This window comes from Ureibacillus sp. GCM10028918 (assembly GCF_042666115.1).
Taxonomy (GTDB): domain Bacteria; phylum Bacillota; class Bacilli; order Bacillales_A; family Planococcaceae; genus Ureibacillus.
In genome coordinates this window covers 1-15,535 of record NZ_JBHTFK010000018.1, presented here as the reverse complement: position 1 = coordinate 15,535, position 15,535 = coordinate 1, and the positions used below count along the sequence as shown (strand labels likewise).

The 15,535-nt window shown below is 37.0% G+C and carries 11 protein-coding genes, 1 rRNA gene, 1 pseudogene and 2 riboswitches; all 13 genes and pseudogenes read left to right on the top strand.

Going from position 1 to position 15,535, the window contains the following annotated elements; translation table 11 throughout:
- Window positions 1-100: 100 nt before the first annotated feature.
- Entirely contained in the window at window positions 101-1,570 is a 1,470-nt protein-coding gene (locus tag ACFQU5_RS15070; protein ID WP_390289426.1) for a nicotinate phosphoribosyltransferase, read from the top strand.
- 14 nt (window positions 1,571-1,584) lie between these two features.
- Window positions 1,585-2,412 carry an ammonia-dependent NAD(+) synthetase gene (nadE, locus tag ACFQU5_RS15065; protein WP_390289424.1) on the top strand — a complete coding sequence of 276 codons (828 nt, stop codon included), beginning with the start codon at window positions 1,585-1,587 and terminating at the stop codon, window positions 2,410-2,412.
- A 644-nt stretch (window positions 2,413-3,056) separates the two neighbouring features.
- Complete coding sequence (locus ACFQU5_RS15060) at window positions 3,057-4,001, top strand: AAA family ATPase (RefSeq protein ID WP_390289421.1); 945 nt, start codon at window positions 3,057-3,059, stop codon at window positions 3,999-4,001.
- Window positions 3,998-5,191 carry a DUF58 domain-containing protein gene (locus tag ACFQU5_RS15055; RefSeq protein WP_390289418.1) on the top strand — a complete coding sequence of 398 codons (1,194 nt, stop codon included), beginning with the start codon at window positions 3,998-4,000 and terminating at the stop codon, window positions 5,189-5,191. The genes ACFQU5_RS15060 and ACFQU5_RS15055 overlap by 4 nt, the downstream gene beginning before the upstream one ends.
- Window positions 5,188-7,386, top strand: a complete 2,199-nt coding sequence (locus ACFQU5_RS15050) for a transglutaminase TgpA family protein (RefSeq protein WP_390289415.1) — start codon at window positions 5,188-5,190, stop codon at window positions 7,384-7,386. Before ACFQU5_RS15055 ends, ACFQU5_RS15050 begins: the two co-directional genes overlap by 4 nt.
- 31 nt (window positions 7,387-7,417) lie before the next feature.
- Window positions 7,418-7,519, top strand: a riboswitch (purine riboswitch).
- A 123-nt stretch (window positions 7,520-7,642) separates the two neighbouring features.
- A complete protein-coding gene (guaA, locus tag ACFQU5_RS15045; RefSeq protein WP_390289412.1) occupies window positions 7,643-9,193 on the top strand; it encodes a glutamine-hydrolyzing GMP synthase in 1,551 nt (516 codons plus the stop codon).
- Window positions 9,194-9,600: 407 nt separating this feature from the next.
- Complete coding sequence (locus ACFQU5_RS15040; RefSeq protein WP_390289409.1) at window positions 9,601-9,750, top strand: hypothetical protein; 150 nt, start codon at window positions 9,601-9,603, stop codon at window positions 9,748-9,750.
- A gap of 313 nt (window positions 9,751-10,063) precedes the next feature.
- Window positions 10,064-11,059: a permease gene (locus ACFQU5_RS15035; protein ID WP_390289406.1), complete on the top strand. Its 996-nt coding sequence runs from the start codon at window positions 10,064-10,066 to the stop codon at window positions 11,057-11,059.
- A gap of 9 nt (window positions 11,060-11,068) precedes the next feature.
- On the top strand, window positions 11,069-11,992 hold the full coding sequence (locus tag ACFQU5_RS15030; protein ID WP_390289404.1) for a TIGR03943 family putative permease subunit: 924 nt from the start codon (window positions 11,069-11,071) through the stop codon (window positions 11,990-11,992).
- Between the two features lie 236 nt (window positions 11,993-12,228).
- Entirely contained in the window at window positions 12,229-13,023 is a 795-nt protein-coding gene (locus tag ACFQU5_RS15025) for a YsnF/AvaK domain-containing protein (RefSeq protein ID WP_390289401.1), read from the top strand.
- A gap of 40 nt (window positions 13,024-13,063) precedes the next feature.
- Window positions 13,064-13,225 (top strand): hypothetical protein, encoded by a 162-nt coding sequence (locus ACFQU5_RS15020; RefSeq protein ID WP_390289398.1) that lies wholly within the window; start codon window positions 13,064-13,066, stop codon window positions 13,223-13,225.
- Between the two features lie 228 nt (window positions 13,226-13,453).
- Window positions 13,454-13,555, top strand: a riboswitch (purine riboswitch).
- 106 nt (window positions 13,556-13,661) lie between these two features.
- Window positions 13,662-14,903 (top strand): annotated as a pseudogene (locus ACFQU5_RS15015) (NCS2 family permease); the annotation flags it as partial.
- A gap of 555 nt (window positions 14,904-15,458) precedes the next feature.
- A 16S ribosomal RNA gene (locus ACFQU5_RS15010) occupies window positions 15,459-15,535 on the top strand; the annotation flags it as partial.

The window sequence follows — 15,535 nt, the reverse complement described above, 5'->3', positions numbered from 1 at the left end:
GACTTCTCCCAAAACGATTATGGTCAAGTTGTGTTTTTCTACTTTAATGTTAAATAGTGTATAATGTGACTAATTATGAAACGGGGAGAAGGGGCATCCTATGAAATCGAATTATGCTGATGATAGCTTAACTTTACACACGGATCTATATCAAATCAATATGGCGGAGAGCTATTGGGCGGATGGCGTCCATAATCGAAAAGCTGTTTTTGAATTGTATTTTAGAAAGCTGCCTTTTGGAAATGGATATGCTGTATTTGCGGGACTGGAACGAATTTTACAGTACTTAAAAAATTTCCGTTTTTCGGAAAGTGACATTGCATTTTTATCAGAAGAATTAAATTATAAAGAAGACTTTATAGAGTATTTGAAAAAATTAACTTTTACTGGTTCTGTTTATTCTGTAAAAGAAGGGGAATTAGTATTTGCAAATGAACCGCTTTTGCGAATAGAAGCACCACTTGTGGAAGCCCAATTAATAGAAACCGCTATTCTTAATATCGTAAATTATCAAACTTTAATTGCGACAAAAGCAAGTCGAATAAAACAAATTATTAAGAATGAAGGTGCGGCAGAATTTGGTTCTCGTAGAGCCCAGGAAATGGATGCGGCGATTTGGGGATCGAGAGCGGCAATCATTGGCGGGTTTGATTCTACATCAAATGTTCGGGCGGGGAAGCTTTTTGATATTCCAGTTTCGGGTACCCATGCACATGCAATGGTGCAAGCATATCGAAATGAGTATGAGGCATTTCACTCTTATGCAAAACGACACAAGGATTGTGTGTTTTTAGTAGATACTTATAACACATTAAAATCGGGCGTCCCAAATGCGATTCGTGTAGCAAAGGAATTAGGAGATAAAATTAATTTTGTCGGGATTCGTTTAGACAGTGGAGATATTGCGTTTCTTTCTAAAGAGGCAAGACGGATGCTGGATGAAGCAGGATTTCAAAATGCGAAAATTATTGTATCAAATGATTTAGATGAATATACAATCTTAAATCTAAAAGCACAAGGTGCAAAAGTTGACTCTTGGGGGATTGGTACAAAATTAATTACCGCCTATGATCAACCTGCATTGGGTGCAGTATATAAGTTGGTTTCCATCGAAGATGAACTAGGCGAAATGAAAGATACAATTAAGATTTCTGCTAATGCCGAGAAGGTATCTACCCCGGGTTTGAAGAATGTTTATCGCATTATTAACAGAGAAAATGGTAAAGCGGAAGGCGACTATATAGTGATGGCTGATGAAAATCCGCAAGATGAAGAGCGAATTAAAATGTTCCACCCTGTGCATACGTTTATCTCGAAATTTGTAACAAATTTTGATGCAAGACAAATGCATATCAAAGTAGTGGAAGAAGGAAAAGTAATTTATGAGAGTCCTTCGGTACAAGATATGAAGCAATATGCTGCTGATAATTTAGAGTTATTATGGGATGAATATAAACGTTCCTTAAACCCTGAAGAGTATCCAGTTGACTTAAGTAAAAAATGTTGGGATAACAAAATGCGAAATATTGAAGAGGTTCGCAATATGGTTCATGATATTGAAAATCAATAAAGGAGTGACTTTTCATGCAAGATTTGCAAAAACAAATTATTGAAGAGTTGAAAGTGCTACCTGAGATTAAAGTGGAAGAAGAGGTTCGTAAATCTGTTGACTTTCTAAAGGAATACGCGAAAAAGCATTCTTTTTTGAAGAGTTTCGTGATTGGTGTAAGTGGGGGTCAAGATTCTACCTTAACTGGAAAACTGATTCAAATCGCAGTAGATGAATTGAATGAAGAAACAAAAGAGGCAAAATACTCTACCATCGCCGTTCGTTTGCCTTATGGTGTGCAAGCGGATGAGTCAGATTGCCAAGATGCTCTTGCCTTCATTCAACCGACAAAAATACTTGAAGTAAATATTAAAGGGGCCGTTGAAGCAAGTGTTTATGCTTTGGAAGAAGCGGGTATACAGTTAAGTGACTTTGCAAAAGGGAATGAAAAAGCTCGGGAACGCATGAAGGTTCAATATTCCATTGCTGCTATGAATAATGGGGTAGTAGTTGGGACTGACCATGCAGCTGAGGCTATTACTGGATTTTACACAAAATACGGTGATGGTGGTGTAGATTTAACACCTATTTTCCGGTTAAACAAGCGACAAGGTAGACAAATCTTAGCTCATTTAGGATGTCCAGAACACTTATACTTGAAAACGCCAACAGCAGATTTAGAAGAAGATCGCCCGGCATTACCAGATGAAACGGCACTAGGTGTCACTTATGATGTGGTTGATGATTATCTAGAAGGTAAAGAAGTGCCGGAAGCTACAAGAAACATTATTGAGGGACATTATCTAAAAACTCAACATAAACGTCACTTACCAATAACAATTTTTGATGATTTTTGGAAATAATAATCAACATAGTGTTAACAAGTTTTTAATACGTTGAACTTTTTTGCACTATGTTTATTTTATAATGATTTTTTCAAAATAATTTCATTTAACAATGTCAGAAAAGGAGGTAAGTGCGAATGTGAACAACAAGAGTAGAACAAACGCCTAATAGTATTTTTCGCAATTCGAGGCAGTATTTGCATTCGAATGAACAAATTTTTCGTGTCATGCAAGAAGGTGAGCATAGTCAGTTTTCTGATGGGCGGGAAAATCGCAAAAGAAAGAAACGGCAAGAGAGAATTAATTCGTCTCGGAAAGTCGTACTGAAAACGAACTCGAACAGTCTAGCTGTTAATGGGTTGCGGTTTGATGCGCTGTCAATTGCTTCTTTGCGAAATTTTTTATTGAAACATTCCGAGAAAATAGAAAAGGCTAGAAAAAAAGTAACTTGCATTCATGCTTACCGTTCATCAATCTGATTGTAAGATGTCTCAACTAAATGTTGGGGCATTTTTTTGGATTAAAAAAGGGATTTTTACTTGTAAAATTTTAGGTAAATTTTCAGTGCGATTAATTGGCTTCGTACCTCCTTTTCGTTTATGCTCTATATATAATGTGTGTAAATTCTGACTATTGTTAGAGACTGTGGAGGATTGGTAGATATGCATAAACAAGTAGAATCGATAATAGGAAATATAGAAAAAGTAATGATTGGAAAGCGGGAAGTAGCTGAATTAAGTGTGGTTGCTTTACTATCGGGAGGGCATGTTTTACTGGAAGATGTGCCAGGAGTCGGAAAGACTATGATGGTAAAAGCTTTAGCTAGATCAGTAAGTGCCGAGTTTAAACGTATCCAATTTACACCTGATTTACTCCCATCCGATGTCATAGGTGTTTCAATATATAACCCGAAAACCCTCCAATTTGAATTTCGACCAGGACCAATTGTTGGAAATATTATTTTAGCAGATGAAATCAATCGTACCTCCCCCAAAACACAATCTGCGTTACTTGAGAGTATGGAAGAAGCTTCGGTAACGATTGATGGAGAGACATTGCCTATTAAAAAACCGTTTTTTGTTATGGCAACGCAAAATCCGATTGAATACGAAGGTACATACCCGCTGCCGGAAGCGCAACTAGATCGTTTTTTATTGAAAATAAAAATGGGTTATCCTTCTGCCCAAGAAGAAGTTGAGGTATTGCGGCGTGCCGCGAATTCCGAACCGATTGTTCACCTAACGCCGGTCATTTCCCTAGAGGAACTTTTGGAACTCCAAGAGGAAGTGAGAAATGTATATATTGAAGATTCGGTGAAGAGCTATATCGTGCAGCTAGCTAGAGCAACAAGAAATGTAAGTGAGGTGTATTTGGGTGTAAGCCCTCGTGCATCTATTGCCTTAATGAAAGCAGCTCAAGCTTATGCGAAAATGCATGATCGTGATTACGTAAAACCAGATGACGTACAGTATTTAGCGCCATTTGTATTTGGTCATCGTATTATTTTAAAGCCGGAAGCGAGATATGAGGGCGTAACTACGGAAGAAGTAGTTAAGCGGATCATTGAAAAATCAGTTATCCCAATTAAAAGGTATGCTGAACAATGAGGAAGCTGAAAGCGTATTTACGTGGTGGTGGTCGGTTTGTCATCATTATTCTACTTGCAATCACTACATTTAGTTATGCGATGTTCCAAGGTGGTTTTGTCAGTTGGTTTGTGTTCTATTCCTTAACGCCGTTTTTACTTTATTCCCTGCTGCTATCATTTGCCCCTATTAAGATTGATGAATTGCACCGGGAGATAACACCTTCTAGACTGCATCGCGGTGATTCTGCAAAAGTATCTGTGAGCTTTCGAAATAAGACATGGATTCCTTTGATTTTTATGACTGTTGAGGAAGTTGGGACTGATCATCTGTCGGGGAAATATCAAGGGAACTTCAGTCAGATTTATTTTGTTGGTTGGAAACGTAAATTCGAGTGGTCCTATGAGTTGGATGACTTAAAGCGAGGAAAAATGCAATTTCAAGGTATTCAATTTACTTTTACAGATTTCTTTGGATGGACAGTGCGTACAAAAATGATTGAAGAAAATAAATCGGTCGTCATCCTGCCGAAACTCACAACTATTAAATACAAACCTCTACAAATGCAATTTGAGCATGGAGGAGTAGCTGCTCAGTTTTCGATGGTAAAGGATACCTCCTTGGTAACGGGAATTAGAGATTATCAATCAGGAGATAGGTATTCTTGGATCCATTGGAAGTCCTTCGCAAAAAATGAAACTTTGCGGACGAAGGAATTTGAAGATCGTCAAACTCAAGATCTATTCCTTGCGATCGATCAGTCTTCGGCTAAGAATTTTGAATATGCTGTGGATTTAACTGCGTCTCTCCTGCAAAGTGTCATCGTAAACCATGGTGACATTTCTTTTTTATCAACAGGTGAAAAAAGGGGGATTTTTCCGAAACTAAAATCCCAAAGTCGGTTAGAAAAAGTGATGCAGCACTTAGCTGTCATTAAACCGGATTCCATAGAGATGATTGATTCAATTCTTGCTAAAGAAATGGGATTAATTAATTCGGCTACTCTTGTTCTTGTGACGGGTGAGCTTTCTAAAGAATTGAAGGATTTCTTTATGAATAGTGCAAAGTTTGCACGGGGTATTGTCTGCTTTGTCGTAGCTGGGAAAGGTCAAAAAGTTATAGAGAAACGCTTGAGTGCAGGAAATGTAAAAGTAATTCATATAACAGTTGACCAATTTGAAAATGCATTCACGGAGGTGATGAAACCGTGAAGAAGAATAATTTTAGTTTAATAGAATTAGCAATTTATTATATTATTATCTTTTTCATTTTACGCGAGTGGCTAGTGCCGATTATGGAGTTGTCAAAAACAGGATACATGGAATTGATCCTATTGTTTATTGCAATTTCCCTTGCACTTAGCTTATTTCCAGTACATTTTATTGTGTCTTGGCTCGTTAAATTTGCTTATATAATATGGTTTATCGTCTTTGTATATGGCGGAGTGTTTGTGCTTTCTGCAGAAGGAATCGATTTTTTATTTAATGATTTTCAAAAGAATATTGCAGCCCTTTTAAGTGCGGATTGGCTGAATATTACAGATTCATTCAGGACTTTCTTGTTCTTTGTCTTAATTTGGATGCTAATCTATTTGATTCATCACTGGATTGTAGTGCGGATGAATGTCTTTTACTTCCTCGTGTTAACTGTGTTTTTTGTTGGAGCACTTGATACTTTTACAGAATATGATGGATCTTTTGCGATTGTAAGAATTATGCTGCTCGGTTTAATTATGACGATCTTCTTACTTATTAAGCGACTATTCAATCAGGCTAATATTAAAATGGATTTATTGAAATATTCAAAATTAGCTGCCCCGGTTGTTTTGTTGGTAATTGCTGTTAGCAGTATAGCGATTTTCCTGCCAAAATCCCCTCCTCAGTGGCCTGATCCAGTTCCTTTTATTAAATCCGCTGCAGGTCAAGGTGGGGGTGAAGTTGATGAGGGCGGGATCAAGAAAGTAGGCTATGGAGAGAATGATAGTCAGTTAGGTGGATCCTTTGTTGCGGATGATACTGTAGTATTTTTAGCAGAGGCAACTACAAAGCAGTATTGGCGTGTGGAAACAAAGGATGTTTATACATCGAAAGGCTGGGAGAACTCAAGTTATTCTCAAGGAGCACTGAGCCCTTATGCGCCTGGCGAATTGATCCAGTCTTCCTTGCCAAAAGGACCTGAAGAAGATACGAAGACAGCCACTATTAATGTGATGTATCCCTATGAATTTGTTATACAGCCATATGGGATGAAATCCATAGATCCATCGGTGACAGGAATACCTGATATTGAATTTATGATGGAGATGGATACAGAAAAAGTAATACCTTATGTAGATCGAGCTCCGATTGCTTTACCGGAGTATTCGGTCGATTATAGTAAGCCAGTATATCTATATAGCTCCTTGAAAAATCCGACAGAAGAGATAGATCCAATGATAGCGGAGCGTTATTTACAATTACCTGAAACCTTGCCTGCAAGAGTGGAAGAATTAGCTGCTGATATTGTGGAAGGTAGAGAAACGCCGTACGACAAGGCTCGCGCAATCGAAATGTACTTTAAACAAAATGGTTTCCGATACGATACGGATAATGTGGCAATCCCTTTTGAGGATCAGGACTATGTAGATCAATTTTTATTCGACACGAAAATCGGCTATTGTGACAATTTCTCGACTTCAATGGTTGTTTTATTACGTTCTGTGGGGATTCCGGCGAGATGGGTGAAAGGATTTGCGGGTGGGGATGTAATTGATAACCAGGGGTCAACAAGTACCTATCAAATTACAAATAATGATGCTCACTCATGGGTAGAGGCTTATATTCCAAGTGTCGGATGGGTTAATTTTGAACCTACTATTGGGTTTAATAGTTCCCGCTCAATTGACTATGACTTGGAAACAGATGCTTATCAAGAGGAAGTCTTGACGATCGAGGAGGAAACTGAACCGGATGAAGTGGTTGAAGAGGAACCCGAGACACAACAAACAACCACTCAAGAAAATCAGTTTTCTAAGAATATATCCGAGTTCTTTGAACAAAATAAGTTTATCTTTATTATTATGTTTGTGCTAGTTATTGTAGGTGTTTTTGTTCTTTATAAAATACGTCGAGTATGGCTGCCAAAAGTATACGGAACGTTATATGGACGAAGAGAATTTAATGAATCTACGTTTGAAACATCCTTCTTGCAATTGTTGAAGTTGCTGGAGCTGAAAGGTTTCAAGCGAAAAGAAGGTCAAACACTACAAATTTTTGCGAAAGAAATTGATGCTTATTTTGAAACAGGTCACATGTCCAGGTTAACAAAGTCTTATGAACAAACAATCTATTCAAAAAATGCTTATAAAGTAGATGTGCCCCAAATGAAAGAAAGTTGGGAATATTTAATCAATCAGATAACTAGTTGATTTTAGCTTATACTAAGGGTAGAATTTAGAAAAAATATAATTAGGCTGCCTTCATATAAGTCCGATAATAGGGTTCGGATGTATCTACTAAGTTACCTTAAATAACTTATCTATGAGGGTGGGTACGGTTATGTCTTAAGGCTAAGCTGTATCCGCCTTGTCTTTAAACAATGAACGCGTCAGAAAGATCTCTTTTTGAACGCGTTTTTTTACAAAGAAGCAAGGGCCTTTAAAATTTAGAAGAGGTGTAAAAAGCGTGACGACTCCATTGTTAAAAGAACAAGAAAAAATCGTTGTACTCGATTTTGGTAGCCAATTTAATCAATTAATTACACGTCGAATTCGTGAATTTGGTGTTTTCTCTGAATTACATCCACACACAATTACGGCTGAAGAAATTAAAGAAATGAACGCTGCCGGGATAATTTTCTCAGGTGGTCCAAATTCTGTATACGATGAAAAAGCATTCAAAGTAGACGAAGCCATTTTTGATTTAGGATTACCAATCTTAGGGATTTGCTATGGTATGCAATTAATGTCGTATGCTTTAGGTGGTAAAGTTGAGGGTGCAGATCATCGTGAGTATGGGAAAGCAGAAATCAACATTACTTCTGATAATCAATTATTTGGTGATCTTCCAAAAGAACAAGTGGTTTGGATGAGTCATGGTGACCTTGTAACAGAAGTGCCTGCAGGATTTGAAGTTATTGCAACAAGTGCATCTTGCCCAATTTCAGCTATGCAAAATGTAGAACGTGGCTTCTATGCCGTGCAATTCCACCCGGAAGTACGTCACTCTGTATATGGAAACGATATTTTACGCCAGTTCGTATTTGATGTTTGCCATGCAAAAGGTGACTGGTCAATGGCAAACTTCATCGAGATTGAAATGAATAAAATCCGTGAACAAGTTGGTGACAAACAAGTTCTTTGTGCATTATCCGGTGGGGTAGACTCTTCTGTCGTAGCGGTATTGATACATAAAGCGATTGGGGATCAATTAACTTGTATGTTCGTGGATCACAACTTAAACCGTAAAGGTGAAGTTGAGCAGGTAATGAAAACTTTCACAGAAGATTTTGATATGAAAGTTATTAAAATCGACGCTCGTGAACGCTTCATGAGTAAATTGGAAGGAATCTCAGATCCGGAACAAAAACGTAAAATTATCGGTAACGAGTTTATTTATGTATTTGACGAAGAATCGACAAAATTAAAAGATATGGATTTCCTTGCCCAAGGAACTCTTTATACAGATATTATTGAATCTGGAACAGCAACAGCTCAAACAATCAAATCTCACCATAATGTTGGCGGACTTCCAGAAGATATGAAGTTTGAGTTAATCGAACCTTTAAATACACTTTTTAAAGATGAAGTGCGTGCTTTGGGTCTAGAACTTGGATTGCCGGAAGAAATCGTATGGCGTCAACCATTCCCAGGTCCAGGTTTAGGTATCCGTGTTCTTGGAGAAATCACTGAAGCAAAATTAGATATCCTGCGTGAAGCAGACTACATCTTGCGTGAGGAAATTAAAAATGCAGGACTTGATCGTGACATCTGGCAATACTTCTGCGTACTTCCGGACATCCGTTCAGTAGGTGTTATGGGTGATGCACGTACTTACGATTATGCGGTAGGTATCCGCGCGGTAACATCCATCGACGGTATGACTTCCGACTGGGCACGTATCCCTTGGGACGTATTAGAAAAAATTTCGGTACGTATCGTAAACGAAGTAAAACACGTAAACCGCGTGCTGTATGATATTACGTCTAAGCCACCTGCAACGATTGAGTGGGAATAGGGCTGTTCAGTAATAGAATCTAAACAGTTTATAAACGTGGTCATATAAATGTCTAATGCAGTTTGTTGAGAACTGAATCGTGATTAACGTGCAACTATTTATATGTCAAAAATTAAATCCTCTTTTAGTTATTGATAACAAGTAACTAGAAGAGGTTTTTTTATGTTGGTCAAAATTACCGAGTAGATTGATGACTTTAAAATGAATCGGCAAATTTAAGGACGCAAAGATAAGTATAAGGAATACCATTTGGCGATGAATTATTTTACTAAGTTTTTATTGTTTTTACGGATATATGCAAGGTTAGGCAGTACACTAATAAAGTAAAGAGATTTACTTCAGTAAAATAAGGTATATTATATTGTTGAATAGATTCTCTTTAAAGACAGGAAAAGTAGGTGAACAAAGTGGGGAAATATCAATTGGATACCAAAGGTAAGGTAGCTGTGGCAAAGTATCATGAAAAACACAAGCCTGCCAAATCTGATAAGAAGCAACAACTGGAAAAAATACGTGCAGAGTATTTGAAAAAGAAGCAAGAACAAACAGATAAATAATATGAATGAAAACATAGGAAGACTAAAATCGTAAAACCCTTATATATCAATGGTGGGCAAGCATACTGTATGATGTTGCTTATAAGCCGCCAGCAAGAATTGAGTGGGAAGGCGATCGTTTAACGATAATTAAATGATTTTAAATAGCTCTCTTTTATTTGTTACTAGCAAATAGAAGAGAGTTTTTTTATGTTCAATCTAAAATAAATAGGAATTATTACGATTTGAAATAAATACTATAGTATGAGGTATCTATTTTTTGCTTTTGAATTTGTACAAGTATAAAAAACAGCTGATAGAAAGAGGAGATTCGATGCAATCGAGGCAGAAGAGATCTGTAAATATCTCAACAGTATTTGTATTAGGAATTCTGTTGACTTGCTTAATTTCATTGTTTCTAAAAAGTAATTCGTTCACACTTCCGAATTCATTTAATCAATTAAATACCATTTTCCTCAGTATATTAATTGAGGCGATACCATTTGTATTAATAGGGGTGTTAATTGCCGGCTTTATTCAGATTTTCATTACAGAAGACCATATACGTGCATGGATACCGAAGAATAAGTTTTTAGCGGTTGTAATGAGCTGTGTTGTAGGAGCGGCGTTTCCAGCCTGTGAATGTGGGATTGTACCGATTGTACGTAGATTGATTGGAAAAGGTGTGCCTATTTATGCGGGAGTAGGTTTTTTATTAACAGGTCCGCTCATTAATCCAATAGTTATTTTATCGACTTATATGGCGTTTGGGAATGATTTGGAGATGGCTTTGCTTCGCATGGGAGTCGGATTTGTTGCAGCGTTGACGATTGCCCTGATAATTAGTTTCTTATTTAAATCAAACCAACTTAAAAAATCAAAGGAGAGCCATCATCGGGAGGTGCGAGGGAACAAAAGGCAGCCATTTGTTACACGAATTCGTGAGATGTTAAATCATTCAGTAGATGAATTTTTTGATATGAGCAAATACTTAATTGCTGGAGCTTTTGTTGCGGCCTTTCTACAAACCTATGTATCTACACAAGCGCTTTTGCAACTTGGTGATACACAGTTTCAATCAACTTTGGTTATGATGTCGTTGGCATTTATACTATCGCTATGCTCGGAGGCGGATGCATTTATTGGTGCTTCTTTCAGAAATGTATTTTCAACTACGTCTATTTTAGCATTTTTAGTTTATGGACCAATGATTGATTTGAAAAATACGATTATGTTATTAAGTGTATTCAAAGCGAAATTTGTCTTTATTTTATTCATATTAATCACGAGTATCGTCTTTATATTTGTGAATTTATCAAGCTTACTATAGGAGGTGTGCATGGTGTTCCATTTTCAGCATTTTTTAAAGGCGCTATTGCTGGGTTTGTTTACTCTGTTTTTAGCAAATCTTCATATTACGGGGGACATCACCAAGTACATTAATCCGAAATATGATTTTATGAGTAAGATGGCTGCCATCTGCTTTTTTGTATTATTGCTTATTCAAGTGACACGTATCTGGCAGGAAAAACATACTCACCACGTCTGTTCGCATAGATGTAATCCCGATCATGGAAATAGCCATTGGAGTTTGAGGCGGGTAGTTAGCTATAGTATCATTGCTTTTCCAATCATTACGGGGTTTATGATTCCACCTGCTACATTAGATTCTTCAATTGCTGCAAATAAAGGGTTCCTATTATCTCAAGGCAGCAGTGAGGGGCGGAATGGAGGGACGGAGCGAAAGTCTTTAATGGAAGGTGCGGAATCTTTGGTAGAAAAAGAAGGAATTGACATCTATTCTAGCGATCATGTTCCCCTCCCTAATGAGAACTACCTGTCGGAAGAAGAGTATGATGGGAAGTTGCAGTTGCTGCAGCAATCAGAAAGTATTCAAATGACCGAGGATATGTTCAGCACGTATTATGAGGAAATTAACGATAACCTAGAATCCTATATTGGAAAAAAGATTAAATTGAGCGGCTTTGTTTTTAAAGAAGAGGGGCTAACAAGCAATCAGCTAGTGATTTCACGATTTCTGATTACTCATTGTATAGCGGATGCTAGCATCATTGGTTTTCTAACCGAATTTAGTGGAGCAAAAACCATACAGGAAGATGCGTGGGTAGAAATAGAAGGTGTGTTAGAAGTGGGGAACTATAACGGTTATGATTTACCACTTTTAAAGGCGACAAGTTTAAATGTAATAGATGAACCAAGTGAACCTTATATCTACCCTGTTCTAAAAGTGTTAGGTAATTAATTTATTGTGAGAGAGTCCTGGATGGGGACTCTCTTTTTTGTGTGCATGGCATCTCCGAAACATTGGAGGCGGTTTTTTGAGACAGCATAGCCTCTTTGAAAATCATGAATTGACATCCGTGCTTGATATAAACCGAAGCTGGTTTTAATAATATAAGTTTCATCGAGACGAGATGCGGTAATAGAAAGAGTAGTAACAATCATATGCAATCACTTTACTTTAGGAGGAAATTTAAAATGGAACAACGTGAATTATATGGGATTTATGATACCGAGGCACAATTGGAAGCGGAGATGGATCGACTACGCTTGCAAGGATATAAAGAGGAAGATATGTTTATCGTATCAAACCGTGATGACCAATATACATTGCACCGTGGATATGCCGGAACCTCTGATGGAATGGAAGGTGCGAGCTGGTGGGATAAATTTAAAGCCTTTATGACCGGTGAAGATTTAGTGAATGATAATTTCCGCCGCCTGGGGATTGACGATGCCGAAAGAGAACGTTATTACAATGAACTACGCAATGGCAAATTTCTATTGTATGTCGATTCAGACTATGACACTTATTACAACGGCAGTACTCTTGACTCTGACTTTAACGATGAAAAAACATTGGAGCTTCATGAAGAACGCTTGAATATTGATAAAAACCGTGTAAAAACCGGTGAAGTGAATGTTAATAAAAATGTACACATAGACGAGCAAACAATCGAAGTGCCGGTAGAACGTGAAGAAGTATATATTGAGCGACGACCTGTGGATCGGGAAGTTGGAGAAGGCGGCACTGCTAACTTCTCTACGAATAGTACTTTAGATGAAGAAGGCACAATTCATATTCCGATTACAGAAGAGAAAGTAGAAGTAACAAAAAAAGACGTTGTAACGGAAGAAATCGTGGTCGGTAAACGTAAAGTAATGGATACTGAAACAATCACTGATACAGTTCGACGTGAAGAAGCAGAAATCGATGATACGACAGATAGACTGAATGATAATACGTTCAATCGCCAGCAAGGTGGTTTCTAATACGTTATATCTAAGTATTTAAGAAAAGGAGAGAAAAGACGTGGCTCATAAAGGAAAAGAAAGAATTGACCGATTGGAAGATAGCGCGACGTTTGATGATGTGCCCAACGAAGAATTGAATGAAAAAGTGAAAGATGAAAAAAATAAAGAAAAAACAAAAGACACATCTTCTAGTGAGGAAGAAAGAGTAGACGAAAACTAAAGAATTGAGAGCAAATCCATTGGTGTGGATTTGCTCTTTTCGTTTGGGATCTTTATTGTTTGCATATCAATTTCGAATGTAGTGTATACTTCCAATGTCAGTATTATTGCGAAATAATCATTAAAGCGTCATATGAAATAAGTGCCCAATTCACGAACTTTAATTAAAATTTACAAAAAAATGTTCGTAAAAGTGGTTGAAATTCATAAAGCGAGATGATATATTACATGAGTAAATTAAATATATCGTCGTATAATGTCGAGAATATGGCTCGTGAGTTTCTACCAAGCTACCTTAAATAGCTTGACTACGATTTAGAATGTATTAGTAAATGCTATACTTGTATAGTTATTCTAATAAATCGTAGACATGCAACTCTTGTTAGGTGCGTGTCTTTTTATTTTTGACATTGTGGACGAATCATTCGGAGGAAAAAATGAAAAAGTATTTTCAATTTGATCAACTAGGTACTACATATGGCCGTGAAATTCTTGGAGGTTTCACTACATTTTTAGCAATGGCATATATTCTAGTTGTTAACCCACTAACGTTAACTCTAGCGGATGTAAAAGATCTACCAGATGCTTTGCGAATGGACTATGGTGCAGTCTTTGTAGCAACAGCAATTTCAGCTGCGGTTGGATGTTTCGTTATGGGATTCTTGGCAAAATATCCATTGGCACTTGCTCCTGGGCTTGGACTTAATGCATTCTTCGCTTATACAGTAATCTTGGTAAATGGCAGCCCATGGCAACATGCTTTAGCGGCAGTATTTATTTCTGGTGTATTTTTCTTATTATTAACATTAACGGGTTTACGTGAAAAATTAATTAACGCCATTCCAATGGAGTTAAAGTTAGCGGTAGGTGCGGGTATCGGATTGTTCATCGCATTTATCGGTATGCAAAACGCTGATATTATCGTTAATAACGATGCAACATTAGTGGGTATCGGTAACCTACACGATCCAGAAGTTTTACTAGCAATCTTTGGTATTATCATCACGGTTATTTTCTTAGTAAAAGGATTAAAGGGTGGCGTATTCTACGGTATGGTTATTACTGCGATCGTAGGAATGATTTTTGGACTAGTTGAATTGCCTGGCAGTGTAGTTTCGGCACCACCAAGTATCGCGCCAACATTTGGCTCATTGTTCAGTGCATTCTCAGACCCGGAATTCTATTCATTAACAATGCTTTCTGTAATTCTTACATTCTTGTTTGTAGACTTCTTTGATAATGCAGGAACCTTAATGGCAGTTGCCAACCAAGCTGGATTTGTAAAAGATAATCGTTTACCTCGTGCAGGTAAAGCATTAATTTCTGATTCTATTGCTACTATTATAGGTTCTATTTTCGGTACTTCAACAATAACATCTTATGTTGAATCTTCATCGGGGGTAGCAGCTGGTGCGAGAACTGGTTTTGCTTCAGTAGTAACAGGTATATTATTCTTGCTGGCATTATTCCTTTCTCCTTTATTGTCAGTTGTAACTAATGCAGTTACAGCTCCAGCTTTAATTGTTGTAGGTGTGTTAATGGTTGCTTCTCTTGGGCAAATTGCATGGAATCGCTTTGAAATTGCAGTACCGGCATTTTTAACTATGATCATGATGCCATTAACATATTCAATTGCAACAGGTATCGCAGTTGGCTTCATCTTCTATCCATTAACAATGNTTTAACTTAATAATATTTATAAAGCGCGATCAGCTACTGTATTAGTAGCTGATCGCGCTATTTTTAAATATAAAAAAGGATGCTTTGTTAATCTTCTTCTATATAATAAAGAAAACTCATCTGATTATTTGTATAAAACTAAATTGTTTTACTTTTCACTTTGGGCTTGTTATCTAGATATAAGGGTGGTATATTTGTAAACGTTGCTGATGAGCTGGTTAGCCAGTTTGAAAGTAATGATATTAAAAGCTGTTGACATGATAAAGTATTAAAAATCATCTCTTGAATAATTGAAAAAGATGACCCGCAAAAATATTGACATCTACTTTTGAAAGATGTTATTATTTAAAAGTTACTTTCAAACAATCAATGCTTTTAAAAAGTGTTGACAACGATTTGTTATAGTAATATAATAAATAGATAACATATGAACCTTGAAAACTGAACAACAAAACGTTAATGAAACATAGTTTCTTCTATTAATTTAGGGAAACAAAATTTTGGACATCAAAATTGATGCCAGCACAAAATTTGAGCTTTATCAAATTTTCTCTTTTATGGAGAGTTTGATCCTGGCTCAGGACGAACGCTGGCGGCGTGCCTAATACATGCAAGTCGAGCGGACTTGATG

Bases quoted from the DNA above. Each gene is read 5' to 3' on its own strand.
- ACFQU5_RS15070 (WP_390289426.1), top strand. From the start codon at position 101: ATGAAATCGAATTATGCTGATGATAGCTTAACTTTACACACGGATCTA.
- nadE (WP_390289424.1), top strand. From the start codon at position 1,585: ATGCAAGATTTGCAAAAACAAATTATTGAAGAGTTGAAAGTGCTACCT.
- ACFQU5_RS15060 (WP_390289421.1), top strand. From the start codon at position 3,057: ATGCATAAACAAGTAGAATCGATAATAGGAAATATAGAAAAAGTAATG.
- ACFQU5_RS15055 (WP_390289418.1), top strand. From the start codon at position 3,998: ATGAGGAAGCTGAAAGCGTATTTACGTGGTGGTGGTCGGTTTGTCATC.
- ACFQU5_RS15035 (WP_390289406.1), top strand. From the start codon at position 10,064: ATGCAATCGAGGCAGAAGAGATCTGTAAATATCTCAACAGTATTTGTA.
- ACFQU5_RS15030 (WP_390289404.1), top strand. From the start codon at position 11,069: ATGGTGTTCCATTTTCAGCATTTTTTAAAGGCGCTATTGCTGGGTTTG.
- ACFQU5_RS15025 (WP_390289401.1), top strand. From the start codon at position 12,229: ATGGAACAACGTGAATTATATGGGATTTATGATACCGAGGCACAATTG.